We start from the raw sequence: 25644 nt of genomic DNA on the forward strand, positions 1-25644 counted from the left end.
GGCGCGCCCCGGCTCCGGCGTCGAACATCAACGCGGCACCACCGCAGGGAACTGCCGGCGAGGACCGCGTGGAGCTCAGCCGGCAGGACAGCAAGGCCGTGCGCCGCCGCTCGGTACAGCTGCTGGGCATGCTGCTTCGCCCGGTCCGCCTGCGCTTCGCCATCACGGTTGCCCTGGTGGTGCTGTCCCAGGCGGCAAAGGTGGCCGGTCCGCTGTTGATCGCGTTCGGCATCGACACGGCCCTGCCCGCCCTGAAGGACCAGGGCGCCAACCCCGTTCCGCTGATCGTCACCGGCGGCGGCTATGTGGTCGCGGCGCTGCTCGCCTCCTGGCTCACGGCCGCGTACCTGACGGCCACGGCCCGGCTCAGCCAGGCCATGCTCCTGGACCTGCGCATCCAGGTGTTCCGGCACACGCAGCGACTGAGCATGGAGTTCCACGAGAGCTACACGTCCGGGCGGATCATTTCGCGCCAGACCTCGGACCTGGAGGCGCTGCGCGAACTGCTGGACTCGGGCATCTCCTCCCTTGCCTCGGGCTTGATCTTCATGGCCCTGACGGCTGTGAGCATCTTTTCGCTGGACTGGATCACGGGGCTGCTGGTCATGGCCTCCGCCGTCCCGATGTTCTTCCTCTCGCGCTGGTACCAAAAGCGATCCCAATCCGCCTACAGGTCCTCCCGGGTCGTCTCGGCGCGGCTCATTGTCCACTTCATCGAAACCATGACCGGCATCCGCGCCGTGAAGGCCTTCCGGCGCGAAGCGGACAACGCGGCCACCTACGACGAACTGGCCGAGGACTACCGCCGCGTCACGGTTCGGTCCATCAACCTCAACGGCATCTTCCAGCCGGGCCTGGTGCTCATCGGCAATGTGGCCGTGGCGGTGGTGCTGCTGGTGGGTGGCTTCCGCGTGCTCGGGGGCGCGCTGGAAGTGGGCGCGCTGCTGGCACTGCTGCTCGCCACTAAGCGCTTCTTTCAGCCGGTCGGCCAGATGGCCATGTTCTACAATTCCTTCCAGTCCGCCCAGGCCGCCCTCGAGAAGGTGTCCGGGCTGCTCGAGGAAGTCCCCACCGTGCAGCCGCCGCGAAACCCGGTCCCCCTGCCCGTCGCGCACGGTGACATCCGCTTCACCGGGGCCGAGTTTGGCTACGGCAACGGACCCGTGGTGCTGCCCCGCATGGACCTGCACATTCCCGCAGGGCAGACAGTGGCCGTGGTCGGGGCCACCGGTGCGGGCAAGTCCACGCTGGCCAAGCTCCTGGCCCGCTTTTATGACGTGACCGCCGGTTCCCTGAAGCTCGACGGCGTGGAGTTGCGTGAGCTCTCCACCGCGGACTTGCGCCGTGCCGTGGTGATGGTGACCCAGGAGGCTTTCCTGTTCAGCGGCACGGTGGCCGAGAACATCGCCCTGGGAAACCCTGCCGCAAGCCGGTCCGCGATTGAGTCCGCTGCACGCGAAGTGGGGGCTGACACGTTCATCCGTGCCCTGCCCGACGGCTACGACACCGATGTGAACAAGCGCGGCGGCCGGGTGTCGGCGGGGCAGCGGCAGCTGATTTCCTTTGCCCGTGCATTCCTGGCGAACCCGGCCGTGCTGATCCTGGACGAGGCGACGTCGTCGCTGGACATCCCGTCCGAACGGCTGGTGCAGGGCGGGCTGCACCGGCTGCTTGGCGCCTCCGGGGCCACGGGCGTTGCTGGCACCTCTGGCGGCGACGGCCGTGGCCAAGGCGGGCCGGGCCGGACGGCGCTGATCATCGCCCACCGGCTCTCCACAGTGGCCATTGCCGACCGCGTTCTGGTGGTCCACGACGGCCGCATCGTGGAAGACGGAACTCCCGCGGAACTGATCTCCGGCGGCGGCCGCTTTGCCGACCTCCACGGCGCCTGGCAGGACTCGCTGGTGTAGCCGGCCCGGCACGACGCCTGGCTGGGGTCCGGGCTGCGGGCCGGGCAGGACCTCGTGCGCAATCCGGCCGGTCCGGGCATCCGACCGGGCAGCGTTGCGGGTTGCGGACCGGGGCCGCGATTTCGCGTAACCGGCATCCGTCCGCTATTCTTGAGAGGTTGCTTTTCCAGACCTTCACAGGTTTCGGAAGCGCAATGGATCGGGGTGTGGCGCAGCTTGGTAGCGCGCGTCGTTCGGGACGACGAGGCCGCAGGTTCAAATCCTGTCACCCCGACCAAATGTTAAAGGCAGTGTCCATGCGGGCGCTGCCTTTAGTGTTTTTGCGTCGGTGGTTTGGGCGGAATGCCGCTTGTGCTGGTGTTAGCTTCCAGACCGGTAGTTACACCGCCGCTTTTGAAGCCAACACCAGCACACGTGCCGCCCGCTCCCACTTGACGGCCGTGCCCGCGTGTCAAGAGCACCGCCAGCCGCCACACGCGACGCCCTCGCCGCGTACGTGGGAAACGTGGCGGCTACGGTCGCCTCATGCCCGGACTGCGCCAAAACTTTTAATGGCTTATATACAGCCAACTCACTCACTCCTTACAAGTGCCGGGCGTATTTTGCTTAGAGCAACTAAGAAACCGCCAAAGGAGATGGTTTTGCGATGAGTGCAGCAACGGAAAGAAGCCCCCAAGGAGGCCTTCCCCACCAAGGAACAAAGCTCAAGCGGCATTTGGGGCCCGTGGGGCTCCTTTTTACCGCCATTGGTTCAATTATCGGCTCGGGCTGGTTGTTCGGAGCCTACAACGCATCACAAATTGCCGGGCCTGCGGCAATTTTTTCTTGGCTGATCGCCGGGCTCATGGTCATGATGATCGGCCTGTGCTACGCCGAGCTGGGACCCATGTTTCCCGTCTCCGGCGGCGTGGTCCGGTACCCGCACCTGGTATGGGGCTCGTTCGCCAGCTACTCGCTGGGATTCATCACCTGGGTCAGTTCCGCCGCCGTCCCGGCCATTGAGGTCGAGGGCGCCCTCACGTACGCCACCAGATATGCACCCTTCACCGTCGCCCAACGGGTCTCGGGCCTCACGGTGCACACCTTGACGCCGCTGGGCCTTGTGATAGCCGTGGTCCTGATGGCCGTCTTTGTGGTCATCAACTTCTATGGCGTGCGCCTGTTCGCCCAGATCAACAACGTCCTGGTGTGGTGGAAGCTGGCCATCATCGTGCTGGTCATAGCCACGTTCCTGATCATGGCCTTTGGCACCACCCAGATGGGTTCCGTGAAAAACTTCACGTCGCTGGGTTTTGCCCCCTCCGGCGCTTCGGCCATCTTCACCTGCATCGCCACGGCCGGGATCACCTTTTCCTTCCTCGGCTTCCGGCAGGGCATCGAACTGGCCGGTGAAACAACCAACCCGAAGCGGAACATCCCGTTCGCCATCATCGGCTCCCTGACCATCACCGCAGCCATCTACGCACTGCTGCAGGTCGCCTTCACCATGGGCATCCCCGAACACGTGCTGCAAAGCTCGGGGGCCTGGTCCCATCTGTCCTTCACCAACGACGCCGGCCCGCTGGCAGCCCTGGCCACCCTGGGCGGGCTGACCTGGCTGGCGTACCTGTTGTATGCAGACGCCATCATTTCCCCGCTGGACACCGGCCTGATCTACACCACCATTGCGGCCCGGGTCTCCTACGCGCAGGGTCGCAACGGCAACGCCCCGCGGTGGCTGGCACGCACGAACAGGCACGGCGTGCCGCACTGGAGCCTGTTCCTGACATTCGTGGTGGGCTTGATCATGTTCCTGCCGTTCCCCAGTTGGCAGCAGCTGGTCGGCTTCATCACCTCCGCCACGGTCCTGTCCTTCGGCTCCGGCCCGCTCGTCGTCGCCACTCTGCGCCGCCAGATGGGCGACCGGGTGCGCCCGTTCAGGCTCCCCGGCGGTTTCACCATCCCGCTGATCGCCTTTTACTGCGCCAACCTGATCGTGTTCTGGGGCGGTTGGACCGTCAATCTGAAGATCTTCATCACCATCCTGCTCGGCTACATCCTGTTGGTAATTTTCGAGTTCACCGGCGACCGCAGCATCAAGCCCAAGCTGGACTTCAAGGCCGGAGCCCTGTGGCTGATCCCCTGGCTCGTCCTGGTCGGGTTCCAAAGCTGGCTCATGGACCCCACAGCCCATCCCGGCCTGTTCTGGTGGGCCTTCCTGAGCAACGCCGTCATCACCGTGATTGTCTTCTTCATTGCACTGAGGACGCACCTGCCGCTGGCCGAGGTGCAGAACTACATTGACGACGCCGAAGAGGAGTCCCGCGAGGAGGAGGCCGAGCTGGGCACCGTCTAGCTAACCGGCCGGGCCCCGGCCCCCCCCGGGGCGGACCGGAATGACTCCGGCGTCGAGCGGAGACATCCAGCTGGAAACGCAGCGCGGCCGCCCCGGATAGAATGGGGCGCATGAGTGAGACACTTCCCGCGTGCCCGGAATGCGCCAGTCCGCATGGTTATGCGATGGGCGAGCTGCTGGTCTGCCCCGAGTGCGGCCACGAATGGTCCCCCACGGAGCAAACCGGCGAAGCTGAAGAACCCGACGGGGCACGGTCTGCCGTCAAGGACGCCGTCGGGAACATTCTGGCCGACGGCGACACCGTCAGCATCACCCGGACCATGAAGGTCAAGGGCAGCCCCCAGGGCCTGAAGGCGGGCACCAAGGTGCGCAACATCCGTCTCGTTCCGCCCGTGGACGGCCACGACATCGACGCCAGGATCGACGGCTTCGGGCCGATGAAGCTCAAATCCAGTGTTGTCAAAAAGATCTAGGCGCACCGCAATCAACTGCCGAACCACTAGCAACAGGACACGGGCGTGACTTCATGGATTGAGGCGGTGCCCGCTATCATCGCGGCCCTGTTGATCCTTGGCGTGCCCGGCGCCGCCGTCCTGGCCGTGCTGCGCCTGCGTGGTCTGGCTGCGCTGTGCCTGGCCCCGGCCGTGTCCGTTTCCGTCGTCTCCGTCAGCGCCGTGGTCGCGCCGGCCATCCACCTGCCCTGGGGGTGGCCGGTACTGCTGCTGGGCACGGCCATCGCCGCCGTGGCCGCGTTTCTGGCCCGCCGCCTCATCCCCGCCCTGCGCACCGCCGTGCAGGACGCTCCGCACGGTCGTGGCACGCTGCCCGGTTCCGTGTCCGCCCGCGGCACTGTGGTGGCCGCCACCGTCGGCGTGCTGGTGGCACTGGCCATAACCACGGTGTTCCTCACGGTCTCTGCCGCCAACCCGGAACAGTTCACCCAAGGCTACGACTCGGTCTTTCACCTGAACGCGACGGAATACGCGGTGCAGACGAAGGATGCGTCCTCGTTTGCAGTCTCCGGCTTCATCCTGCCACCGGGCAAGTCGGCGTTTTACCCCGCTGCCTGGCACGGGCTGGCGAGCCTCCTGGTGCTCCTGACCGGCATCAGCATTCCAGCAGCCACCAACATCATGTGGCTGGCCGTGTCCGGCGTGGTGTGGCCGCTGGCCTGCGTGTTCCTCACCCTCATACTGGTCGGTGAAAAGCGCACGGTGCTCCTTGGTGCGGGCGCCCTGGCCGCTGCCTTCCCGGCGTTCCCCTACCTCCTACTGCAATATGGCTCCGTCTACCCCAATCTGCTGTCCAACGCGCTGGTCCCCGTGGGCGTGGGACTGGTCCTGCTGATCATTCGCCCGCCGGCGCATGCGCCCCTGGCGCCGGCCATGGCGTTGACGCTGGTGGTGCTTTTCCTCCCCGGCGCCGCCATGGCGCAGCCCAATGGCGTCTTCAGCATCCTGCTGGTCCTCACGCCGCTGTTGGCCTATCTCCTGTTTGCGTGGCTGCGCACCGGCTACAAGCACACCCGGCGCCGGGGCTGGGTCCGGACCGCCCTTCTGGTGCTCGCGGCGGCGGCCGTGGCCGGCATCCTCTTTGCGCTGCCCCAATTCCGCAGCCTGTTCAACTACACCAGCCCGGCGTTCATGGCCTTCCCGCTGGCCCTGCTGCGCAACTTCACCCACGCCCCGGACCCCATTTGGTTCCCCGCAGTCGCCCTGGCCCTGCTTGTGCTGCTCGGGGTGTGGACGGCCGCCATGGCACACAGGATGCGCTGGCTGCTGGTCTCGCTGGTCCTGATCACTTTCACCTACGCCCTGGCGGCCGGAACCAACCTGCCACTGGCCAACGTGGTCATGGCCCCGTGGTGGGACAACCCGGAGCGCATCGCCGCCCTGATGCCGCTGGTCGCCGTGCCGCTGGCGGCAGTGGGCCTGGGCCGCTGCCTGGACTGGCTCCCTGCCAGGTATCCGCGCGTCCGCCTTGTCTCCACGCGCCCGGGAAGGACGACGGCGGCCGCCGCCCTCGCCGTCGTCCTCGCCTTCTCCAACCCCGGTTTTTGGCAGATGGCCGGCGCCGTGGGGCAGATGTACAACGTGCCCGCCGAGCCCGACGGGCTGGCGCAGGTGGACGCACAGGAGCTGGCGCTGATCCACCGCCTCGATCAATTCACCACCCCCCGGGACGTCATTGCGAATAACCCGTACAACGGGTCGGCCCTGGCCATGGCGCTGGCCGGACGGCACATGCTCTTTCCCTACAGTTCGCAGGGCGACCTCACACCGGACATGTATACGCTGCGGTTTTGGCTCAACCGCGTGGGCAGCGACCAGGCCGTGTGCGCCGCGGCAAAACGACTAGGCGTGACATATCTGCTGGATTTCGGCACGGACTACATTCCGGCGTTTGACAACCCCAAATCGTTGTATTCGGGGGTGACGCTGGCCCCCGGTTCGGAGGGCTTCACGCTGGTGGCAAAGGAAGGACACGCGGCGCTGTACAAGCTCACGTTGTGCGGCGGGGTGCCGATGTAGGCCCCCGGCCCCCCGGGAGGGATAATGGGGAGGGACAATGCAGGCCCCAGGAGTGACGACGGGGCACCGGAGCGGGCATCCGCGTCGCCACACGGTATTGACAACTTTTGTAGATTATTATCACTAACTAGTCATAGAGCTTAGAGTTGTGAATACAGTTTGCGTCAACGCAATGGTTTGATCAATGCAGTGGTTTGCAAGAGGAGCAGCATAGTGGGCAGCAGTTTCGGCGATCGACTTCGTCAAGAGCGTTTGGCACGGAGCCTTACCCAAACGGAATTGGGCGGCGCCCTGTATTCGGCCAGCTATATATCCCTGCTCGAAAACGGGCGCCGCGAGCCCACTGTAGAAATAATCAAGCAGCTTTCCCGCCAGCTGCAGCTGGCCCCGCATTCGATCGAGGAATGGGTGCAGCCGATTTCCGCGGCGGAAAGCGACTACCTCATTGCATCCCTCTATGCCCGCCAGTGCTGGGACACCCGGGACTATGTGGGTGCGGCACAAAGTGCAGGCGCGGCCGCGGAAAAGGCCAGTGCCAGCCATGACTCCGTCACTTGGTGGAACATGACCTACCTGCAGGCCAATTCGCTGCTGCGCTGCGGCTCCCATGCCGAGGCGCTCGAGGTGCTCAAGAGACTGCTGAACAACTCCCTGACCTCAGACAGCGACGCCCTGACGATGCGCACCCGCCAGACCATGGCCGCCGCGCTGATGAGCCTGGGCCGCCTCCCCGAGGCGATCGAGGAAGCCACGCTTGCCGTCGAAATTGGCTCGGGAGACACCGATGAGGAATACACCGCGTACCTCATTGCCATGCAGACCCTGGTGGGTGCGCTGGCGGAGTCCGGGGATCTGGAAGGTGCCTGGCAGCACTGCGTTGCCTTGGTGGACGCCGTCACGGACTCCACCCCGAAGCAGCTGGCCGGTGAGATCCACTGGGTCATTGGCAATGTGGCGTTCATCAGGCAGGACATCAACACCGGCCTCTCCCACCACTCACAGGCAGGCCGGCTGCTTTCACCCACCCAGGACCTTTCCCGCTGGGCCCAGTTCAACAAGGCAACCGCTTGGGTGCGCCTGGCTGCCGGCGTGGTTGAACCGGCCACGCTGGAGGCCATCGAGCGCAGCGAACTGGCGCACTCAGTGGTGGGTGCCACCCGCACCGAGACCCTTGAGGTTTCGCTGCTGCGCGCCCGCTGGCTCTACCTCAATGGCGACATGGATGCGGCCCTGACGCTGTTGGAAAGCATCGGCTCCGAACGCGATGTGCTGGCGAACCACATTGCCGGCGACACGGCACTGCTGCTGGGCAAGGTCCTCAAGGCGCAGGACCGCACGGAGGACGCCCTGGCGGCCTTCAACGATGCCAAGGCGATGTTCACCGAAGCCGGCGCCACGGAAAGGATCTCCCAGGCAATGGAAAGCATCGTGGAGATCGAGTCACTGCGCCGTTCCGGTTCGCGGCAGTAGATCCGGCACCGCCCGCCTGAAACGCCGCTAGCTGAACGCTGCGCCGGTCAGGCGCTCGTAGGCGTCCACATAGCGTGCGCGGGTCCGTTCCACGACGTCCGCAGGCAGCGGCGGCGGCGGTGTGCCGGAACCCTTGTCCCAGCCTGATTCCGCACTGGTCAGCCAGTCGCGCACGTACTGCTTGTCAAAGCTGGGTTGAACCCCGCCGGGCGACCATAGTTCCGCATCCCAGAAGCGCGAGGAATCGGGCGTTAGGACCTCATCCCCCAAGGTGACGACGCCGGTGGCCGGGTCTGTACCGAACTCCACCTTGGTGTCCGCCAGGATGATGCCGCGGCCGCGGGCGATCTCCTCGGCCCGGGAATAGATCTCCAGTGTCAGGCTGCGCAGCTTGTTGGCGGCGTCCCGGCCCACGGTCTCGACCATGGTCTCAAAGGTGATGTTTTCATCGTGCGTGCCCACCTCCGCCTTGGCGGACGGTGTGAAGATCGCCGGCACCAGCCGGGATCCGTCGCCCAGCCCGGCCGGCAGCGGCAGTGCGCACACCGTCTGCCTTTGGCGGTACTCCAGCAGGCCCGATCCCGTGAGGTAACCGCGGGAAATACACTCGATGGGGAACATGTCGAGCTTTTTGCACACCATGGCCCGGCCGGCCACCTCCACCGGAACACCGTCCTCCACCGTGGTGGCGAGCAGGTGGTTGGGGACGTCAAGCTGGTCAAACCACCACAGGCTCAGCTGGGTCAGGATGCGGCCCTTGTCCGGAATTTCGCTGGACAGGATGGTGTCGAACGCGCTGATCCGGTCGCTGGCCACCACCAGGACGACGTCGCCGCGCCCGGCGAACGGTTCAGCACCCTCCGCACCAGGGCCCACGGCGGCGAGGGACCCGGAACGGGGGCCCACGGGGGCGAGGGACCCGGAACGAGCTTGCGAGCTCCGGGAGCCGCTGGGGACCTGCGAGCTCTGGGAGCCGCTGGGGATGTAGAGATCGCGGACCTTGCCGGAGTAGACGTGCTTCCAGCCGGGCAGGACGGGGGCTGTGGTTGTTCTCGAAGTCATGGGTTTGTTCCTAATGCGTGGGCGGCCGGGCCGGCCACTGTAATTTCGCCGCGTGCGGCCTTGGCGGCGATGTCTTTTCGGAACTGGCCGCCCTCCAGGGAAATTTGCCCCATCCCCGCGTAAGCCTTCTCCCTGGCGTCCTCCAAATCAACGCCCAAGCCGACCACCGCGAGAACACGGCCGCCCGCGCTGATGGTGTTTCCGGCGTCGTCCACGGCCGTGCCGGCGTGCAACACGTGCACGCCGTCCAGCCGCCGTGCCTTCTTCAGCCCGCGGATACGTCCGCCGGTCCGCGGCGCGTCGGGGTAGTTTTCGCTGGCCAGGACGACGGCGACTGCCGTCTCGGGTGCCCAGCGCAACTCATCGATCTTCTCGAGCTGACCCTTGGCAGCAGCCATCAGGACACCGCCAAGGGGCGTCTTGAGACGGGCCAGGACGGCCTGCGTCTCCGGGTCGCCGAAGCGTGCATTGAACTCGATGACCCGGGTGCCGCGGCTGGTCAGCGCCAGACCGCAGTAAAGGACACCGGTGAACGGAGTGCCGCGGCGGGCCATTTCGTCGATGGTGGGCTGGGCCACGCGGTCAATGACGTCCTGGACCAGATTGGCCGGAACCCATTCCAGCGGCGAGTAGGCACCCATGCCGCCGGTGTTGGGGCCCTCGTCGCCGTCAAAGATGCGCTTGAAGTCCTGGGCGGGAGCCAGCGGCACCACGCTGCGCCCGTCGGCCAGCACAAAGAGCGAAACTTCCGGGCCGTCAAGGAACTCTTCGATTACCACCGTGCCGCCAACATTGAAGCAGGACTGCGCATGGGCCAGGGCTTCATCGCGGTCTTCGGTGACAACCACGCCCTTGCCGGCGGCCAGTCCGTCGTCCTTGACAACATACGGGGCGCCGAACGCATCCAGGGCGTCGGCTGCCTCCTCGACAGTGGTGGCGACCCTGGCCATGGCGGTGGGAACCTGGGCCTCGGCCATGACCGCCTTGGCAAACGCCTTGGAGGCCTCCAGCTGGGCGGCGTCCCTGCTCGGCCCGAACACCGGGATCCCGGCCGCCTGGACGGCGTCGGCCACGCCCGCTGCCAGCGGTGCCTCCGGTCCCACCACCACCAGATCGCTCTCCAGTCTCAACGCCAGCGCCGTCACGGCCGCGGGATCATTGGCGTCAATTCTGTGGGTGGGGACAATCTCAGCGATTCCGGCGTTCCCGGGTGCCGCATGGACCTCCGTGACGTTGGGGTCACGGAGCAACGATCGGACAATGGCATGTTCGCGGCCGCCCGGGCCAATCACTAGAACCTTCACGCTTCAAGGGTACTTGGATTGGCCGCCCGGGCCATAAAGCTGCGGCGGCACGAAAGGGCCACCACGTCAATGGGCAGTTCGTACCCTCTCATGTCAGGGGCGAAAGGGCTCGACACGCCGTAATATAGGCAATTGAGCATTGCAGCCCATAACTCCGCTTGCTAGCTTAACGAATGGTGATTGCCCGGACAGATCCGTGTCGGGAGGCGGTGCCGTCCGTGCCGGGTCATTTCCATGCGCAGGCGTCTTTCACCTACTCGTCGCACGTCTTCAGGGGGAACAAGTCATGCAGGCATTCACACGCGCATTCGTCAGACGCACAGGAGCGGCCTGCGCCGCGGCCGCCGTCTTGATCGGGGGCACCTTTGCCGCCGGCGCCGCCACGGCAGCACCTCAAAACGACCCGTCGTCGGGAGCGAGCCCCAGCTCCACCGTCGCGAGCGCTCCTGGGCCCACGCCAGGCACCGGCTCCACCCCTGCGCCAGGCGCCGGCTCCACCGCGCCCCCATCGGACGGGGCCCTGCCCGCCGGTTTGCAAGAGGCCGTCAAGCGCGATCTCGGCAAGACCGTTGCCGAGTTTGACGCCAACGGCGAACTGGCCAAGAAGGCTGCCGTTGTCCAGGCCGAAGTCACGAAGGTGGACCCCGAATCGGTGGTCTCCGTCAAGGCAGGCACCATCGAGGTCAAAACCAGCGCGCAGGCAGCGGCGAGCGCCAAGGCGGCGGCTGGTACCGCAAAGATCGTGCTCGCGCCGGCGGAGGCCCCCTCGGCCGGTGCCAAGGTTGGCGCTTCAAGCGTCGATGCGCTGTTTGCCGACTATGTCGCCAAGTTTGGCGTCAAGAACCTGCAGTCCGTCATGGTCAACACGGCCGGTGACTATGTCATCCGGACCGGCGACACGAAAATCGGTGCCGAATCCGCGCCATCCACCGCCGTGACCTTTAGCGCCGCGGCCAGGCCGTCAGTGGCGGACTTTGAAGCCAAATACAACAATGTGGTCGTGACGGCGGCCAGCGGGCCGGCCACGTCCCTCGCGGTGAAGTCGCCTGCAGGCGACGTGGCGAACGGTCAGGGCTACGCATCACACATCATCGATAAAAACTATGAAACCTGCTCCATCGGCTGGAATGGATTCAACAGCAAGGGCGACCCCGCCGTCATCTCGGCCGGCCACTGCACCCGTGACGGATCACTTAAGGACGCGCAGCTGACGGATCCCCTGCACGACACCGCCGGCAAGCCGGGCTCCAGCAACATTGTCCTGCTGGACCGCCTGGGCACCTTTGGTTTCTCCCAGTTCGGCGGCCCCGGCAACAGCCCGGTCACCGGGCTTACCCCAACCTCGGGTCCCGGGGACTATGGCAACATTGGCACCGACGTCTCTGTCATAGACAGCATCACTGCCGGTCTGAATCAGCTCCCCCGGGTCACGGACTGGAAGAACCCGGCCAATATCACGGCCTCCGGCCCCAAGGTCACCGGCGTCTCCTCGGCCATCATGGGCGCCGACATTTGCAAGTCGGGGCGCACCACGGGCTGGACGTGCGGCACCGTTGACGAGGTCGGAATCTTCCTGGTGGGCGGCGTCCAGAACCCCATGAGCGCAGCCGACGTCAGGGCAGTGCGAGGTTTCGCGTCCACAAAAATGGCCAGCGATCACGGTGATTCCGGCGGCGCCGTCATTTCCGGCACCACAGCGGTGGGCATCCTCAGCGCCGGGGATGGCCACTCCACCTACAGCACTGACCTGCCTGACGCGCTGGCCCATACCAACGGTTACACGGTCAAGGTCTTTGTGAACTCCCCCACCCTGACCATCCCGGCCAACAACGGCACCCTCCACCGCTCCACCACCATCACCGGCAAGGTCGCAGGTGCCCAGGCCGGAACCAAGGTCACCGTCTCCCTTGACGGCAAGACCAGCACGGTTGCCACGGGCGCCAACGGCGCATGGTCCGTCAAGGCCCCCAACAAGTTCGGCACCTTCAAGATCACCGCACAGGCCAAAAGCGGCTTCAGCAGCTCCGCAGTGGCCAACTTCAGCGTGAGAGTCGTCAAGCAGACGCTGGCCGCCCCAACCTTCACGGCTCCGGCCGTGAATGGCTCGGCGCCCGCACCGGTCAAGGCCATCACGGGCACCGGCAAGCCCGGCGCCACGGTTGAGCTGTCCGTTGGCATTACACGCACCGCGGCTAAACTGGCCGGCGGCATTGCCCGCACCGCAGTGGTTGGCGCCAACGGCAAGTGGTCCGTGGCGGTGTCCCCGACCCTCGCTGTGGGAAGCTACACCGTCACGGCACGCCAGAGGCTCACTGACTGGAACGACTCCACGTTGGTCACCAGCAAGTTCAAGGTGGTTCCGGACACCCCGGCCATCGGCTCGCCCACGAACGGCCAGAAGTTCCCGGCCGCCAGCGCACCGATGGCCATCTCCGGCAGCAACACCGCCGGTGCAACGGTGTCCGTGACCATCAACGGCCAGAAGTTCGACGTAAAGGTGGTTGGCGGCACTTGGACCGTTGCGTTTGGCGCCAGGTTTGTCCCCGGCAACCACTCGGTCTCGGTGACGCAGACCATTGCCGGCCTGACGTCCGCAGCCGCGAGGTCGTCATTCACGGTCTTGGCCATCCCGGCTCCGCCCGCCGTCCAACAGCCGAGCAACCCGGGATCCGCGCCCGCAGCCCCCGCAACACAGCCTCCGTCCGATGACGGCAGGCTGGCCGTAACCGGTGCATCAAGCACCGTGGCCGGCTTCGGTGCAGCCGGTGGCGTACTGCTCCTTGCAGGTGCAGCGCTAAAGTTGTTCCGCCGCCGCAAGGGCACCAACTAACAGCACCACGTCCCAGTCTTAAGGCAGCAGTTGATTGACGCACACTGGCAAAGACTGACAATGGTTGAGAGGGCAGTGGGCACCCTCGTCTGAAAGGGGTCTACTGCCCTTTCAACACAGCCAGCCTTTTCAACGGCATGGAGGAAGCAATGAACGGCAGGAAGATGACAGCAGTCCTCGTCGCCGCCACCATGACAGGAGCATTGGGCATGAGTGGATGCGGCCAGGACCAGTCCCCCGGCACTCACAGCACGTCTGCGCCCGGGCCACGGTCTGCCACAACGTCCCCAACCGCCCAGCAGTCCACCGAGCTGCTGATGCTCAACGACAGCTTGAAGGCGAAGCTTGGCAGCGCCTACTCCGATTCCTGGATTGAGGACAAGCAGCTTCATGTGGCGGTCACCACGCAGGACGCCGCGAAGGTAGTCTCCGAGGCCGGTGCCATCCCGAAGCTGGTCGACTTTGACGCGGCACAGCTGGAGGCGGCGCTGCGGGCCGTCGCGGCATGGCAGGCCACACTCCCGCAGGACCAGGCGGCCGCCATCCACCGGATCATCACGGACGGACGCTCCGGAACCGTCACCATCTATGTGACGTCCGAGCAGATCAACACCGTCTCCGCGGCAGCGGCCAAGGCCAATCCAACCGGCAGGATCCCCTTGGCCATCAAGGAATCCACCGGACTCGCAACTCCCCTGTAGGACCCACCCCCAACGACGCGCCAAGGGGACACATTAGTCGCTAGGATGACAGCATGATCCAGACCTTCCGGGCGCACGACGCCGTTGAGCTCGCCGTCCTGGAACGCAGTGGATTTGTCGAGTCCCGGCACCTTGGCTCCGCCGTGGTGGTGGCTGCGGACGGGTCCGTGGTGACTTCCCTTGGCGCCGTCGACTCCGCCATCTTCCCGCGCTCCGCGGTGAAGCCGTTTCAGGCATTGGCCGCCATGCAGGCAGGGGTGCCGCTGCGCGGCGCGCAGGTTGCCATTGCCGCCGGGAGCCACAGCGGATCACTGGAGCACATGGATGTGGTCGCCGGCATGCTCAAGGCCGCCGGCCTCACCGAGAACCACCTGGGCTGCCCGGCCGCCTGGCCCGGCGATCCCGAGGCACGCGCCTGGCTGGTGCGCGCCGGCCGCGGCAAGTCCAAGCTGGCCATGAACTGTTCCGGCAAGCACGCGGCCTTCCTGTGGGCCTGCGCCGAGAACGGCTGGGACACGGCGGGCTACCTGGAACCCAACCACCCCATGCAACGCGCCGTGCGCACGGTTCTCGAGGAATATACCGGCCAGCCGATCCGGCACACCGGCGTGGACGGCTGCGGCGCACCCGTCATGTCCGTTACCCTCAAGGGCCTGGCCCGGGCCTTCACGACGCTGGCCAAGGCGCCGTCGGACAAGAACGCCAATGCCCGCGCCGCCACCATTGCCACGTCCATGCTCGACTATCCATGGGCCGTTGAGGGCCATGGCCGGCCCAATACGGTGGTCATGGAAGAACTGGGCGTCTTGGCCAAGCTGGGAGCCGAAGGTGTCCTCGCGATGGCCACCCCCGCCGGAGCCTCCGTGGCCGTGAAGATGCTCGATGGCAACGGCCGCGCCGCCACCTTGGTGGCTCTCACGCTGCTCGCCGCCTGCGGTGCCCTGGAGGTCCCCGAGGTGGCCGACGTCCTGAGCAAGGTGGTCCCGCCCATCATGGGTGGCGACCGGCCCGCCGGAAGCCTGCGCCTCGGCCAGGCCGTCAGCGCACTTCTGGACTGACCCCGGACCGAAAGGAACATCCCGTGGCTTCCCGACGCCGCATTGACATTGCCGAGGGCCAGGCCGCCCTGGCCGCCTGGCGGCAGGGGGAAGCGCCCCGCGCCGTCACCGCCATGGCCGTGCGCTACACATTGGAGGAACTCACGGCCCGCGCCCCCGGGAACTCCGTGGAGGTGCGCGTGCCGCCGTTTGGGGTCACCCAGTGCATTGCGGGGCCGCGGCACACCCGGGGCACTCCGCCCAATGTGGTGGAGTGCGACGCCGGCACCTGGCTTGCGCTGGTGACCGGACGGACTGGCTGGGGTGACGCCGTCGAACACGGCCTGGTGGCTGCCTCGGGGCTGCGCGCCGACCTCTCCGAGGAACTGCCGCTGTAGGAAGGCGGGTACCCTTTAAGTATGACTTCCCAGCCTGCAGACCCCCGCGCCGGTGCCGCAAAGGCACCGGCCGAGCGCCGCGAACTCACGGTTCGCCGCGCCCCCAAGTACGTACCGTTCATGATCGCCGGCGCCGTGGTGGGGGCCATCGTGGCGGGCATTCTCACGCTCACGTCCTCGGCAGTAGAGCAATTTGACGCCGGCAGCATCTTCGGCTTTTTCGCCGTGCTGCTCATGCTTCCGGGAATCGGCCTGGGTGCCGTAGTGGCCCTGGCCATCGACCGCCGGAGCCTGCGCCACACCAGCACGGCCGTGCTGGAGTCCGTTCCGGAGGACTAAGCCGGCAGATGCCACGCCTGGCAGCCGTGACACAAGGTTAGAGCCCGTTGCCATTACGTGAGACAATTTTCTGGTGGCACGCGGAGACGGAAAACTATCCCATGACCTTTTACCCGGCGAAAAGGGACCTCAGGACGCTTGCGGCGTTCTGGGCATCTGGGCACCCGGCGAAGAGGTTGCAAAACTAACCTATTACGGGCTTTACTCCCTGCAGCACCGTGGGCAGGAATCGGCGGGCATCGCTACCAGCGACGGCCTGCGGATCAGCGTGTACAAGGACATGGGGCTCGTTTCCCAAGTCTTTGACGAATCCACGCTGAACACCCTCACCGGGCATATCGCCGTGGGCCATTGCCGGTATTCGACCACCGGTTCGTCCAATTGGGCCAACGCCCAGCCGACGCTGGGCGCCACCGGGAGTGGCACAGTGGCTTTGGCGCACAACGGCAACCTGACCAATTCGGCCGAACTCTATGACATGGTTGTGGCCACCGGCGGTGTGCCCACCTCCGGTGAGATGGCGCAGGGCAACACCTCGGACACGGCCCTCGTCACCACACTGCTCAAGGGTGAGGAGGGCCGCTCGCTGGAGGACACCGCCATCGAGCTGCTGCCCAAGATCCACGGCGCGTTCTCCTTTGTCTTCATGGACGAGCACACCCTGTACGCGGCCCGTGACCCCCACGGCGTCCGGCCCCTGGTTCTGGGACGGCTGGAAAACGGCTGGGTGGTTGCCTCCGAGGGCGCCGCCCTGGCCACCATGGGCGCCAGCTTCATCCGTGAAATTGAACCCGGCGAATTCATCGCCATCGATGAAGACGGTGTGCGCACCCAGCGCTTCGCCGCCGCAACGCCCGCGGGCTGCGTCTTCGAGTACGTCTACCTGGCCCGCCCGGACGCCACCATTGCCGGCCGCTCCGTGTATGAATCCCGTGTGGAGATGGGCCGCCAGCTGGCCCGCGAAAACCACGCCGACGCGGACCTGGTCATCCCGGTTCCGGAATCCGGCACCCCGGCCGCCATTGGCTATGCCGAACAGTCCGGCATCCCGTTTGCCCACGGCTTCGTGAAGAACGCCTACGTTGGACGCACCTTCATCCAACCCAGCGAGACCCTGCGCAAGCTCGGCATCCGGCTCAAGCTCAACGCGCTGGAGTCAGTGATCCGCGGAAAGCGGATTGTGGTGGTGGACGATTCCATTGTCCGAGGCAACACCCAGCGCGCCGTCGTGCGCATGCTGCGTGAGGCCGGCGCCGCCGAAGTCCACGTGAAAATTTCTTCCCCGCCGGTACGGTGGCCCTGCTTCTACGGGATCGATTTCGCCTCGCGCGCCGAGCTGATCGCCAACGGCGCGGCCATTGACGAAATCGCCAAGTCCATTGGCGCGGAATCCCTGGCCTACATCTCCGAGGACGGCATGATCAATGCCACCTTGCAGCCGCGCGAGAAGCTGTGCACCGCCTGCTTCACCGGCACCTACCCAATCGAACTGCCCTCCAGCGACCGCCTCGGCAAGAACCTGCTGGAGCGCACCAAGGCCGGCGACTCCACCACCTCCACCGGCTGCGATCCGGGACCGGATGCGGAACTGGAAACCATCCTGACCGACCAAGACCGCACCGCCGCAGACGGCTCCTAAGCACCCGGCTCCCAAGAAACTTGCCAGAAAGAGACGCCATGACCAACGCCTCCCAGGACTCCACCTCCATCACCTACGCCAGCGCCGGAGTTGACACCGAGGCAGGGGATCGCGCCGTCGAGCTCATGAAGGAGGCCGTCAAGGCCACCCACGGCCCGTCCGTGATTGGCGGTTTTGGCGGATTCGCCGGGCTGTACGACGTCTCCAAGCTGCTCACGTACAAGAAGCCGTACCTGGCCACGTCCACCGACGGCGTGGGCACCAAGGTGGCCATTGCCCAGGCCATGGACATCCACGACACCATCGGCTTTGACCTGGTCGGCATGGTGGTCGATGACATCGTCGTGGTCGGTGCTGAGCCGCTGTTCATGACCGACTACATCGCCACGGGCAAGGTAGTCCCGGAGCGCGTGGCGGACATTGTGCGCGGCATCGCGGCAGCCTGCAAGGTGGCCGGAACCGCGTTGGTGGGCGGCGAAACCGCCGAACATCCCGGCCTGCTGGCGCCCGACGAGTACGACGTTGCCGGCGCCTGCACCGGCGTCGTCGAGGCGGACCTCCTGCTGGGACCCGAGCGCGTGCGGACCGGCGACGTCATCATCGGCATGGCCTCCTCCGGCCTGCACTCCAACGGCTACTCCCTGGTGCGCCGGGTCATCAACCACGCCGGCTGGGCCCTGGACCGTCAGGTTTCCGAACTGGGCCGCACTTTGGGCGAGGAACTCCTCGAGCCCACCCGCGTATACGCCGCCGACTGCCTGGACCTGACCCGTTTCCTGCCCGTCACCGGTAAAAAGGCCGTCCACGGCTTCAGCCACGTCACCGGCGGTGGCCTGGCCGCCAACCTCGCCCGCGTGCTGCCGCAAGGCCTCATCGCCACGGTGGACCGCTCCACGTGGAGCCTGCCGGCCATCTTCAACCTTGTTTCACAGCTGGGGAATGTGCCACTGGCCGATCTGGAGCGCACACTCAACCTCGGCGTGGGCATGGTGGCCGTCGTGTCCGCCGACGCCGCCGACGCCGCCGTGGAGCGCCTGAACTCCCGCGGCCTTCCGTCATGGGTCATGGGCACCGTCACCACCGAGGCCTCCGACGCCGACCGCACAGGGTCCGATTACACCCAGGGTGCCAAGGGTGTCGATGGCGGCGCCGTCCGCCTGATGGGCAACTACGCTTCCTAGAAATCGGATGCAACACCCGGCGGCGGCCCTGACTCTTTGGTAGGTTCCGCCGCCGCGCATTAACTCTCGGCCTTGGCGGCCGTGGCGCACGGTTACAGCGTAACGGTGCGTACGTCCAAACCCGCTAGTGACTCTTGGGCAGTCCCGCCGTGGTCGCCGAGCCAAGGCACAGCAGGGGTGGGCAGGTTGGTCTGATTGCGTGGGCCCCGAAGCAGAAATGACACCGATCCCGCTTTATGATCCCGGGATTCCGGTGTCCGAAAGCGGGACCGGTGTCATTTCCGCGTAAATGCAAACAACAAAATCCCCGCCCGTCGCCGGAGCCCCCAGGCTCTGCGTCGTGCAGGGTTTGTTGCGTTAGGTGAGCTACGCGTCCCTAGCCAATGCGGCGGGAGTCTGCCTCGTCGTCGTCCTCAATCTGATCCGCATATTTGTCTTCATATGCCGAATAGTCAGGCTCTGCGGGAACCTCAATGTGATGGCTCGGGGCTCGCCGAGTAGTCGCACCGAGCTCTTTTTGCAGAGCTGAATAGTCAGTGTTCGGGGAGTAGTACTTGATGTCCCGAGCCTGCTTGGTAGCCTTCGCCTTTTGACGGCCGCGCCCCATGGCGTGACCCCCTTTTTACACTTGGACCGGAGGTGGTCGCTCGGCTGAGAGCGAGGCTCCGGAATATTCGGTCAATTTGTCGTACTCCTAGATTACATGAGTTCGGCACCGGCTGCGCCCGCCCATGGGCTGGCGTCACGCCCGGGCCAATAAATTTCCGCGACGACCGTGAAATGTTCGGTAGAGTCGAGGAGACGGGGAGTCAGCTCCCGAAGGCGAAACATTATTTGCGCCATGGGTAAGGCCAATTTCCTTTTGTCCAGGCGACAAATTCCAGGCGGTAGATTTGTGCTGGCCGCCGGCGCAGCAGGGAAGGTTAGTTCTTCATGAACGATCACGACAACGCAAACGGCCACGATCCTCAGGCCGCTCCGCCCGCCGATTCGGTGCCCGATGCGGAAGCGGTGCCCGACGCGGCGCAGGAGCCCCGACTTTCCGGAACCGAATACGAATTTGCCGAACCCCAGTTGGGCGCCGCCGAAATCAGCTCCGAAGTTGCCGAGACCGTGGACCTGGACAAGGTCCAGGCCGAAACCGCGGCGGTGGAACGCGAAGCCGAACGCTCCACGCAGCTTGCCGCCTCGGAGGTCATCTCCTCTGTGCCGCCAGCCAACGTGGACTTCAAGGCCCCTGCCGCCGAGACTGGCTGGGACGTTGACGAATCCACAGTGCTGCGCACGGATTTCACCAAGCCACCTGTGGCGAACAACCCTTGGACCAACAAGGCCGGCCCGGCAGATTCCCCCGAGACCGATGGGGCTTTGGGGGCCCCTGCGGAATCGACGGCAGCGCCCGCCGGGGAAGCCCAGCCAACCGCAGCGCCCGCCGGGGAGCCTCCCGCAGTTGCAAAGGACGCCGCGACAGACTCGCCGCAGAGCAGCCGGACCGCTTCGACTGCCCCGCAGGCAGCGCCGGCCCAGCCGGCTTTTCCGCCTCGCTCCGTCCAGCCGTCCACCCCTGACGCGCACGAACCTGACGGGCAGGTTCCTGACATGCACGATCCTGACATGCACGACGCCGGCCGGCCACCGGCAGCCCCTCCCGCCGGGCCCGAGGCCGAGGCAGGAGCAGAACAAGGCGGCGCCAAGGAACTTGCGGAAGGTGAACGCGTCCAGGGCGGCGCTCCTGAGGGGGGCCCTGCCCGACGCCCGTATGTGGGCCGCGGCATCGACGACGGTTCCGGCTGGCATCGGCCCGAAACCCCGTGGCAGCAGTCAGCAACGCCATGGCAGCCACGGGCCAATGCCTGGCAGTCACCCGGCCAGGTCGCCCAGGGCGTTGCTGATGCAGCAGCCGCAGCGGGGCTCGCTGCGTCCGAGGCTGCAAAGGGCAGTGCTGCCACGGAGACACCCAACGAGCCCCAAGGCGCCTCCGCCCAGCCCGAACGGCCGGACCAGCCCGGCTACCAGCCTCCGTACGGCAGCCCCGCAGCTCCCGGCAACCAGCCCGGCGTGCAGCCGCCCCATGGCAGCAACCCATCCCATGGCACCTCGAGCCAACCTGGCACCGCTGTCCACGGCGGAAATCCTTCACAAAATGCAGGCCCGTCCGGAGCACCTGCCATCCCGCCGGTACCTGGCTATCCCGGCCAGGGCGGTCCCGGCCAGCCCGGCGGGACCCAGGGTTCCGGCACGCCGGGATCGCCCGGAAACAAGAACAAGCTGTTCATCATTCTCGGTGTGGTCGTGATTGGCCTGTTTCTGGTGGGGCTACTGATCTGGATGGTGCTCAACCTGTTCGCTGGCAGCACCAAGGCTGACTCGTCCGGCCACCAGCCCGTCACCGCGACCGCCGGCAGCAGCAGCTCCGGCCAACCCTCAGCTGCGCAGAGGGCCAGCAGCGAGCTGGATGTCATCCTGGCAAAGGCAACACCGGAGGAGTGGTTCGACGGCGACTGCCTGCGCGGCTACACCACCTTTTCCCAACCAGCCGATGTGGTCGTCTGCAACAGCCCACACTCTGCCCAGGTGGTAAATTCCCACATTTACGCTGACTCGGATACCTTCCCAGGCGACAATGCGCTGGCGGACATGGGCACGAAGGCCTGTAAGACGGCCCCTGTGACGGATGCCGCCAAGGCCTACAAGGGCTTGAAGGAATTCCAGACCTATCCGTCGGAAAACTCGTGGAATATGGTCAATGACCGCACAGTGCACTGCATTGCGGTTGATCCCTCGGGCGAGAACTTGACGACCTCACTCATCAAGTAAGGCGCCCAACAAAAGGGGCTGTTCCGGTGGAAATTACCACCGGAACAGCCCCTTTTGTTCGAGTCGCGGGCTACTTGCGCCGGACGGTCAGCCCCGACTCGCCAGCGGGAACGTCGGCCATGGTGAGCGCATCGAAGTCCGCTGCCGTGTCCACCAGGACGGTGTCGCCGTCGGTGATGGCGCCGGAGAGAATCTCCTTGGCCAGGCGGTCGCCAATCTGCCGCTGGACCAGCCGGCGAAGCGGCCGGGCGCCGTACGCGGGGTCGTAGCCGGACAACGCCAGCCACGCCTTGGCCGAATCCGTCACCTCCAGCGTCAGGCGCCGGCTGTACAGCCGGGCGGCAAGCGCCTGGACCTGCAGCTCCACAATCCTGGAGAGCTCGTCCACGCTCAGTGCGTCAAACATGACAATCTCATCGAGGCGGTTCAGGAACTCCGGCTTGAACGATGCCTCCACGATGGACATGACGGCCCGGTGCTTCTCGTCGTCGGACAGTGAAGGATCCACCAGGAACTGCGAACCCAGGTTCGAGGTAAGCACCACAATGACGTTGCGGAAATCAACGGTGCGGCCCTGCCCGTCGGTGAGGCGTCCGTCGTCGAACACCTGGAGCAGGATGTCAAAGACTTCCGGGTGGGCCTTCTCCACCTCATCCAGCAGCACCACGGAATACGGACGACGCCGGACGGCCTCAGTGAGCTGGCCGCCCTCGTCGTAGCCAACGTAGCCGGGAGGGGCGCCGACCAGCCGGGAGACGGAGTGCTTCTCCGAATACTCGCTCATGTCGATGCGGATCATGGCGCGCTCGTCGTCGAAGAGGAAGTCGGCAAGGGCCTTGGCCAGCTCCGTCTTACCCACACCGGTGGGGCCCAGGAACAGGAAGGAACCGGTGGGCCGGTCGGGGTCGCTGATGCCGGCCCGGGCCCGGCGAACGGCGTCGGACACCGCTGTCACGGCCTTGGACTGGCCAATCAACCGGGACCCCAGCACCTGCTCCATCTGCAACAGCTTTTGGCTTTCGCCCTGGAGCATGCGCCCGGCGGGGATGCCCGTCCAGGCGGAAATGACCTCGGCAATGTCGTCGGCGGTGACTTCCTCGGCCACCATGAGCTCGGGTTTGTCGGAGGATTCCTCCTCGGCCGCCGCCGCTTCCAACTCACGCTGCAGCGCGGGAATCTCGCCGTAGAGCATCCGCGAGGCCAATTCCAGATCGCCGTCGCGCTGGGCCTTGTCCGCCACCGAGCGCAGCTCGTCGAGCTTGGCCTTCAGGTCGCCAACCCTGTTCAGGCCCGCCTTTTCAGCATCCCACCGGGCGTTGAGGGCGGCGAGCTCCTCCTTCTTGTCCGCCATGTCGGCGCGCAGGGCCTCCAGGCGTTCCACCGACGCCGCGTCGCTCTCCCCCGAAAGGGCCAGCTCTTCCATGGTCAAACGGTCGACGGCGCGGCGGAGCTGGTCGATCTCCTCCGGCGCCGAATCGATCTCCATGCGCAGGCGGGACGCGGCCTCGTCCATCAGGTCGATCGCCTTGTCCGGCAGCTGGCGGCCGCTGATGTAGCGGTTCGACAATGTCGCTGCGGCAACCAGCGCGGAGTCGGCGATGGCCACCTTGTGGTGCGCCTCGTAGCGTTCCTTGAGGCCGCGCAGGATCCCGATCGTGTCATCGACGCTGGGCTCGCCCACGTACACCTGCTGGAAGCGGCGCTCCAGGGCGGGATCCTTTTCAATGTTTTGGCGGTATTCATCCAGTGTGGTGGCACCGATCAGGCGCAGCTCGCCGCGGGCCAGCATGGGCTTGAGCATGTTGCCCGCGTCCATGGAGCCCTCGGACGCACCCGCACCCACCACGGTGTGGATCTCGTCAATGAACGTCACGATCTGCCCGTCGGAGGCCTTGATCTCCTCCAGCACGGCCTTGAGGCGTTCCTCAAATTCTCCGCGGTACTTGGCACCGGCCACCATCGAGGCCAGATCCAGGCTGATGAGAGACTTGCCGCGCAGGGATTCGGGCACGTCCCCGGCCACCATACGCTGTGCCAGGCCTTCGACCACCGCGGTCTTGCCCACGCCGGGCTCGCCAATGAGCACGGGGTTGTTCTTGGTGCGGCGGCTGAGCACCTGGATGACGCGGCGGATCTCTGAGTCGCGGCCGATCACCGGGTCCAACTTGCCGGAACGGGCGATCGCGGTCATGTCCACGCCGAACTTCTCCAGAGCCTCGAAAGTGTTCTCGGGATCAGGTGTAGTGACCTTGCCATCTCCGCGAACAGTGGGCAACGCCGCGTCCAGCGCAGCCCTTGAGGCACCTGCGCCGCGCAAGGCACTTCCTGTTGCTCCGGCGTCGTCCGCGAGGCCCAGAAGCAGGTGTTCGGTGGAGACATAGCCGTCACCCATGCGCTCGGCGGCCTGCTGCGCGGCCTGGACAGCGAGCAGCGTGTTGCGGCTGAGCTGGGCCTGCGCCACGGAGGTGCCGGACGACGCCGGGAGGTTGTGGATGGCGGTGCTCGCGGCGACACCGACCGCATCCGGGTCGACGCCGGCAGCCTTCAGGAGTGCGACGGCGACACCCTGGCGCTGGTCCATGAGTGCCTTGAGCAGATGGGCAGGTTCGACCGTGGGATTTCCCGCCGTGGAGGCGTTCATGGCGGCGGCCGAAAGAGCCTCCTGGCTCTTCGTGGTGAATTTGGTGTCCAAGAGAGGTCCTTTCAGGGGCTGCTTTGGGAGTGATCGTGTCGAACTTGAGTCTAGTACGCTCAAGTTCGCATTCGTCACTTTGCAGCTTTGTTTCTTCCCACGGCGAAATTGAATCTTGACCTTGCCGCAGCGTCAACGTTTAGCGTTGATTCCATGGACGTTAGCGATTGGCCCATTTCGCAGATTGCAGCCCTCACCGGGACCACCAGCAGGACGCTGCGCCATTACGATTCCGTGGGGCTGCTGGCACCGAGCAGGATCGCCGGCAACGGCTACCGGCACTACGACCAGGCTGCACTGGTGCGGCTGCAGCGGATTCTGCTGCTCCGGGAGCTCGGACTGGGCCTGCCGGCGATTGCCGACGTCTTGGACCACCAGGAATCGGCCACCACCGCGCTGGAGACCCACGTTGCCTGGCTCCGGACCGAGCAGGAAAGGCTGAGCAGGCAGATTACGTCAGTGGTAAAGACCATTGACTCCCTACGAAAAGGAGAAGCCATCATGGCCGAGAACATGTTTGACGGCTTTGACCACACGCAATACAAGGACGAAGTCGAACAGCGGTGGGGCAAGGACGCATATGCCCGGAGCGACTCCTGGTGGAACGGCATGGGCGCCGTGGGCCAGGCTGCCTGGAAGGAGCGCATGGCCGCCCTGAACCGGGACTGGATTGCCGCGTTTTCCAACGGAACTGCACCAGACTCAGCGGAGGCGCAGGCGTTGGCTTGGCGCCACGTGGAGTGGCTGGCGTCCATTCCGGGAACACCGGCAGCCACTCCGGGCGGCGATCTCAGGGGATATGTGACGGGGCTGAGTGGGATGTATGTGGCCGATCCCCGCTTTGGCGCCAACTACGGCGGCGAGGCAGGCGCCTCGTTTGTCCGGGATACCCTGGCCGTTTACGCGGAACGGGAGCTGTAGGCTCCGTTTCTGGTAGACGTGCCCGCCAGCCCCTGCGCCGACGCCGTATCACCTTTGGCGCGTTATTCCAGAACGCCATATCACCGTTGGCGGTGAAATGCCGGACGCCGTATCAGCGTAGGGGTGGTTTCGCTGAACGCTCGCGCACCAACCGTGGGTGCGGCCCCCGCGTTCACTCCCCGGGCCTCGTCCCGGCGGTGTCCGGCGGTCATTCCCCGGGCCTCGTCCCGGTGGTGTCCGGCGGTCATTCCCCGGGGTCGTGTCCCGGGGCCGTGCGACGGGAATCAGGGACAAGCAAGTCAGAAAAAATAATTAGAATAAATCTTCGGATATATATCCGAAAACAATAACAGAACACGTATAATTTGTGTTATGAGCAAGCCGGTTCTTGACCCCGGCGACGGGGACGGTCCCGCCACACAGGATGTGGCGGCACTCATCGGTGCGGTTGTTCTTCCCTCCATTGAACCCTTTGGC

General features: G+C 65.7%; 18 protein-coding genes and 1 tRNA gene. 15 read left to right on the top strand and 4 right to left on the bottom strand.

Annotated elements, in window-relative coordinates:
• The first annotated feature begins 26 nt into the window (after nucleotides 1-26).
• From CVV68_RS15400 to CVV68_RS15425, 6 genes are all read left to right on the top strand, one after another.
• Entirely contained in the window at nucleotides 27-1910 is a 1884-nt protein-coding gene (locus tag CVV68_RS15400) for an ABC transporter ATP-binding protein (RefSeq protein WP_245933573.1), read from the top strand.
• A 200-nt stretch (nucleotides 1911-2110) separates the two neighbouring features.
• Nucleotides 2111-2187, top strand: a tRNA-Pro gene (locus CVV68_RS15405).
• Nucleotides 2188-2556: 369 nt separating this feature from the next.
• The gene (locus tag CVV68_RS15410) at nucleotides 2557-4245 is read left to right on the top strand and encodes an APC family permease (RefSeq protein ID WP_110501885.1); all 1689 of its coding nucleotides are present in this window, start codon (nucleotides 2557-2559) and stop codon (nucleotides 4243-4245) included.
• A 110-nt stretch (nucleotides 4246-4355) separates the two neighbouring features.
• Nucleotides 4356-4718, top strand: a complete 363-nt coding sequence (locus tag CVV68_RS15415) for a zinc ribbon domain-containing protein YjdM (RefSeq protein WP_110501886.1) — start codon at nucleotides 4356-4358, stop codon at nucleotides 4716-4718.
• A gap of 45 nt (nucleotides 4719-4763) precedes the next feature.
• Nucleotides 4764-6776 (top strand): DUF6541 family protein, encoded by a 2013-nt coding sequence (locus tag CVV68_RS15420; protein WP_146238918.1) that lies wholly within the window; start codon nucleotides 4764-4766, stop codon nucleotides 6774-6776.
• Between the two features lie 213 nt (nucleotides 6777-6989).
• Complete coding sequence (locus CVV68_RS15425) at nucleotides 6990-8246, top strand: helix-turn-helix domain-containing protein (protein ID WP_211320865.1); 1257 nt, start codon at nucleotides 6990-6992, stop codon at nucleotides 8244-8246.
• Nucleotides 8247-8273: 27 nt separating this feature from the next.
• On the opposite strand, the gene CVV68_RS15430 is transcribed toward CVV68_RS15425, so the two are convergent.
• Both CVV68_RS15430 and purD read right to left on the bottom strand, forming a co-directional pair.
• The gene (locus CVV68_RS15430) at nucleotides 8274-9308 is read right to left on the bottom strand and encodes a phosphoribosylaminoimidazolesuccinocarboxamide synthase (RefSeq protein ID WP_110501889.1); all 1035 of its coding nucleotides are present in this window, start codon (nucleotides 9306-9308) and stop codon (nucleotides 8274-8276) included.
• Entirely contained in the window at nucleotides 9305-10612 is a 1308-nt protein-coding gene (purD, locus tag CVV68_RS15435) for a phosphoribosylamine--glycine ligase (RefSeq protein WP_110501890.1), read from the bottom strand. The genes CVV68_RS15430 and purD overlap by 4 nt, the downstream gene beginning before the upstream one ends.
• A gap of 286 nt (nucleotides 10613-10898) precedes the next feature.
• Here purD and CVV68_RS15440 point away from each other — a divergent pair, with 286 nt between their 5' ends.
• The 7 genes from CVV68_RS15440 (at nucleotide 10899) to purM (ending at nucleotide 18737) form a co-directional block, all read left to right on the top strand.
• Nucleotides 10899-13442, top strand: a complete 2544-nt coding sequence (locus CVV68_RS15440; protein WP_110501891.1) for a S1 family peptidase — start codon at nucleotides 10899-10901, stop codon at nucleotides 13440-13442.
• Between the two features lie 149 nt (nucleotides 13443-13591).
• Nucleotides 13592-14143, top strand: a complete 552-nt coding sequence (locus CVV68_RS15445) for a hypothetical protein (RefSeq protein ID WP_110501892.1) — start codon at nucleotides 13592-13594, stop codon at nucleotides 14141-14143.
• Between the two features lie 53 nt (nucleotides 14144-14196).
• Nucleotides 14197-15201 (top strand): asparaginase, encoded by a 1005-nt coding sequence (locus CVV68_RS15450; RefSeq protein WP_110501893.1) that lies wholly within the window; start codon nucleotides 14197-14199, stop codon nucleotides 15199-15201.
• A 23-nt stretch (nucleotides 15202-15224) separates the two neighbouring features.
• A complete protein-coding gene (locus tag CVV68_RS15455; RefSeq protein WP_110501894.1) occupies nucleotides 15225-15578 on the top strand; it encodes a sterol carrier family protein in 354 nt (117 codons plus the stop codon).
• 21 nt (nucleotides 15579-15599) lie between these two features.
• Complete coding sequence (locus CVV68_RS15460; RefSeq protein WP_110501895.1) at nucleotides 15600-15917, top strand: hypothetical protein; 318 nt, start codon at nucleotides 15600-15602, stop codon at nucleotides 15915-15917.
• A 73-nt stretch (nucleotides 15918-15990) separates the two neighbouring features.
• Nucleotides 15991-17556 carry an amidophosphoribosyltransferase gene (gene purF, locus CVV68_RS15465; protein WP_110501896.1) on the top strand — a complete coding sequence of 522 codons (1566 nt, stop codon included), beginning with the start codon at nucleotides 15991-15993 and terminating at the stop codon, nucleotides 17554-17556.
• A gap of 38 nt (nucleotides 17557-17594) precedes the next feature.
• Entirely contained in the window at nucleotides 17595-18737 is a 1143-nt protein-coding gene (gene purM, locus CVV68_RS15470) for a phosphoribosylformylglycinamidine cyclo-ligase (RefSeq protein ID WP_110501897.1), read from the top strand.
• 376 nt (nucleotides 18738-19113) lie between these two features.
• On the opposite strand, the gene CVV68_RS15475 is transcribed toward purM, so the two are convergent.
• The gene (locus CVV68_RS15475) at nucleotides 19114-19344 is read right to left on the bottom strand and encodes a DUF3073 domain-containing protein (RefSeq protein WP_110501898.1); all 231 of its coding nucleotides are present in this window, start codon (nucleotides 19342-19344) and stop codon (nucleotides 19114-19116) included.
• A gap of 326 nt (nucleotides 19345-19670) precedes the next feature.
• Between CVV68_RS15475 and CVV68_RS15480 the strand changes: the two genes are divergently transcribed.
• Complete coding sequence (locus CVV68_RS15480) at nucleotides 19671-21554, top strand: flagellar basal body-associated FliL family protein (RefSeq protein ID WP_110501899.1); 1884 nt, start codon at nucleotides 19671-19673, stop codon at nucleotides 21552-21554.
• Nucleotides 21555-21624: 70 nt separating this feature from the next.
• On the opposite strand, the gene clpB is transcribed toward CVV68_RS15480, so the two are convergent.
• Nucleotides 21625-24246, bottom strand: a complete 2622-nt coding sequence (gene clpB / locus CVV68_RS15485; RefSeq protein ID WP_110501900.1) for an ATP-dependent chaperone ClpB — start codon at nucleotides 24244-24246, stop codon at nucleotides 21625-21627.
• Nucleotides 24247-24399: 153 nt separating this feature from the next.
• Here clpB and CVV68_RS15490 point away from each other — a divergent pair, with 153 nt between their 5' ends.
• Nucleotides 24400-25167: a MerR family transcriptional regulator gene (locus CVV68_RS15490; RefSeq protein WP_110501901.1), complete on the top strand. Its 768-nt coding sequence runs from the start codon at nucleotides 24400-24402 to the stop codon at nucleotides 25165-25167.
• Nucleotides 25168-25644 lie beyond the last annotated feature (477 nt).

This window comes from Arthrobacter livingstonensis (assembly GCF_003219815.1).
Lineage (GTDB): Bacteria > Actinomycetota > Actinomycetes > Actinomycetales > Micrococcaceae > Specibacter > Specibacter livingstonensis.

Bases quoted from the DNA above. Each gene is read 5' to 3' on its own strand.
- CVV68_RS15450 (WP_110501893.1), top strand. From the start codon at position 14,197: ATGATCCAGACCTTCCGGGCGCACGACGCCGTTGAGCTCGCCGTCCTG.
- purM (WP_110501897.1), top strand. From the start codon at position 17,595: ATGACCAACGCCTCCCAGGACTCCACCTCCATCACCTACGCCAGCGCC.
- CVV68_RS15460 (WP_110501895.1), top strand. From the start codon at position 15,600: ATGACTTCCCAGCCTGCAGACCCCCGCGCCGGTGCCGCAAAGGCACCG.
- CVV68_RS15480 (WP_110501899.1), top strand. From the start codon at position 19,671: ATGAACGATCACGACAACGCAAACGGCCACGATCCTCAGGCCGCTCCG.
- CVV68_RS15445 (WP_110501892.1), top strand. From the start codon at position 13,592: ATGAACGGCAGGAAGATGACAGCAGTCCTCGTCGCCGCCACCATGACA.
- CVV68_RS15430 (WP_110501889.1), bottom strand. From the start codon at position 9,308: ATGACTTCGAGAACAACCACAGCCCCCGTCCTGCCCGGCTGGAAGCAC.
- CVV68_RS15475 (WP_110501898.1), bottom strand. From the start codon at position 19,344: ATGGGGCGCGGCCGTCAAAAGGCGAAGGCTACCAAGCAGGCTCGGGAC.
- CVV68_RS15415 (WP_110501886.1), top strand. From the start codon at position 4,356: ATGAGTGAGACACTTCCCGCGTGCCCGGAATGCGCCAGTCCGCATGGT.
- CVV68_RS15410 (WP_110501885.1), top strand. From the start codon at position 2,557: ATGAGTGCAGCAACGGAAAGAAGCCCCCAAGGAGGCCTTCCCCACCAA.
- CVV68_RS15490 (WP_110501901.1), top strand. From the start codon at position 24,400: ATGGACGTTAGCGATTGGCCCATTTCGCAGATTGCAGCCCTCACCGGG.
- CVV68_RS15440 (WP_110501891.1), top strand. From the start codon at position 10,899: ATGCAGGCATTCACACGCGCATTCGTCAGACGCACAGGAGCGGCCTGC.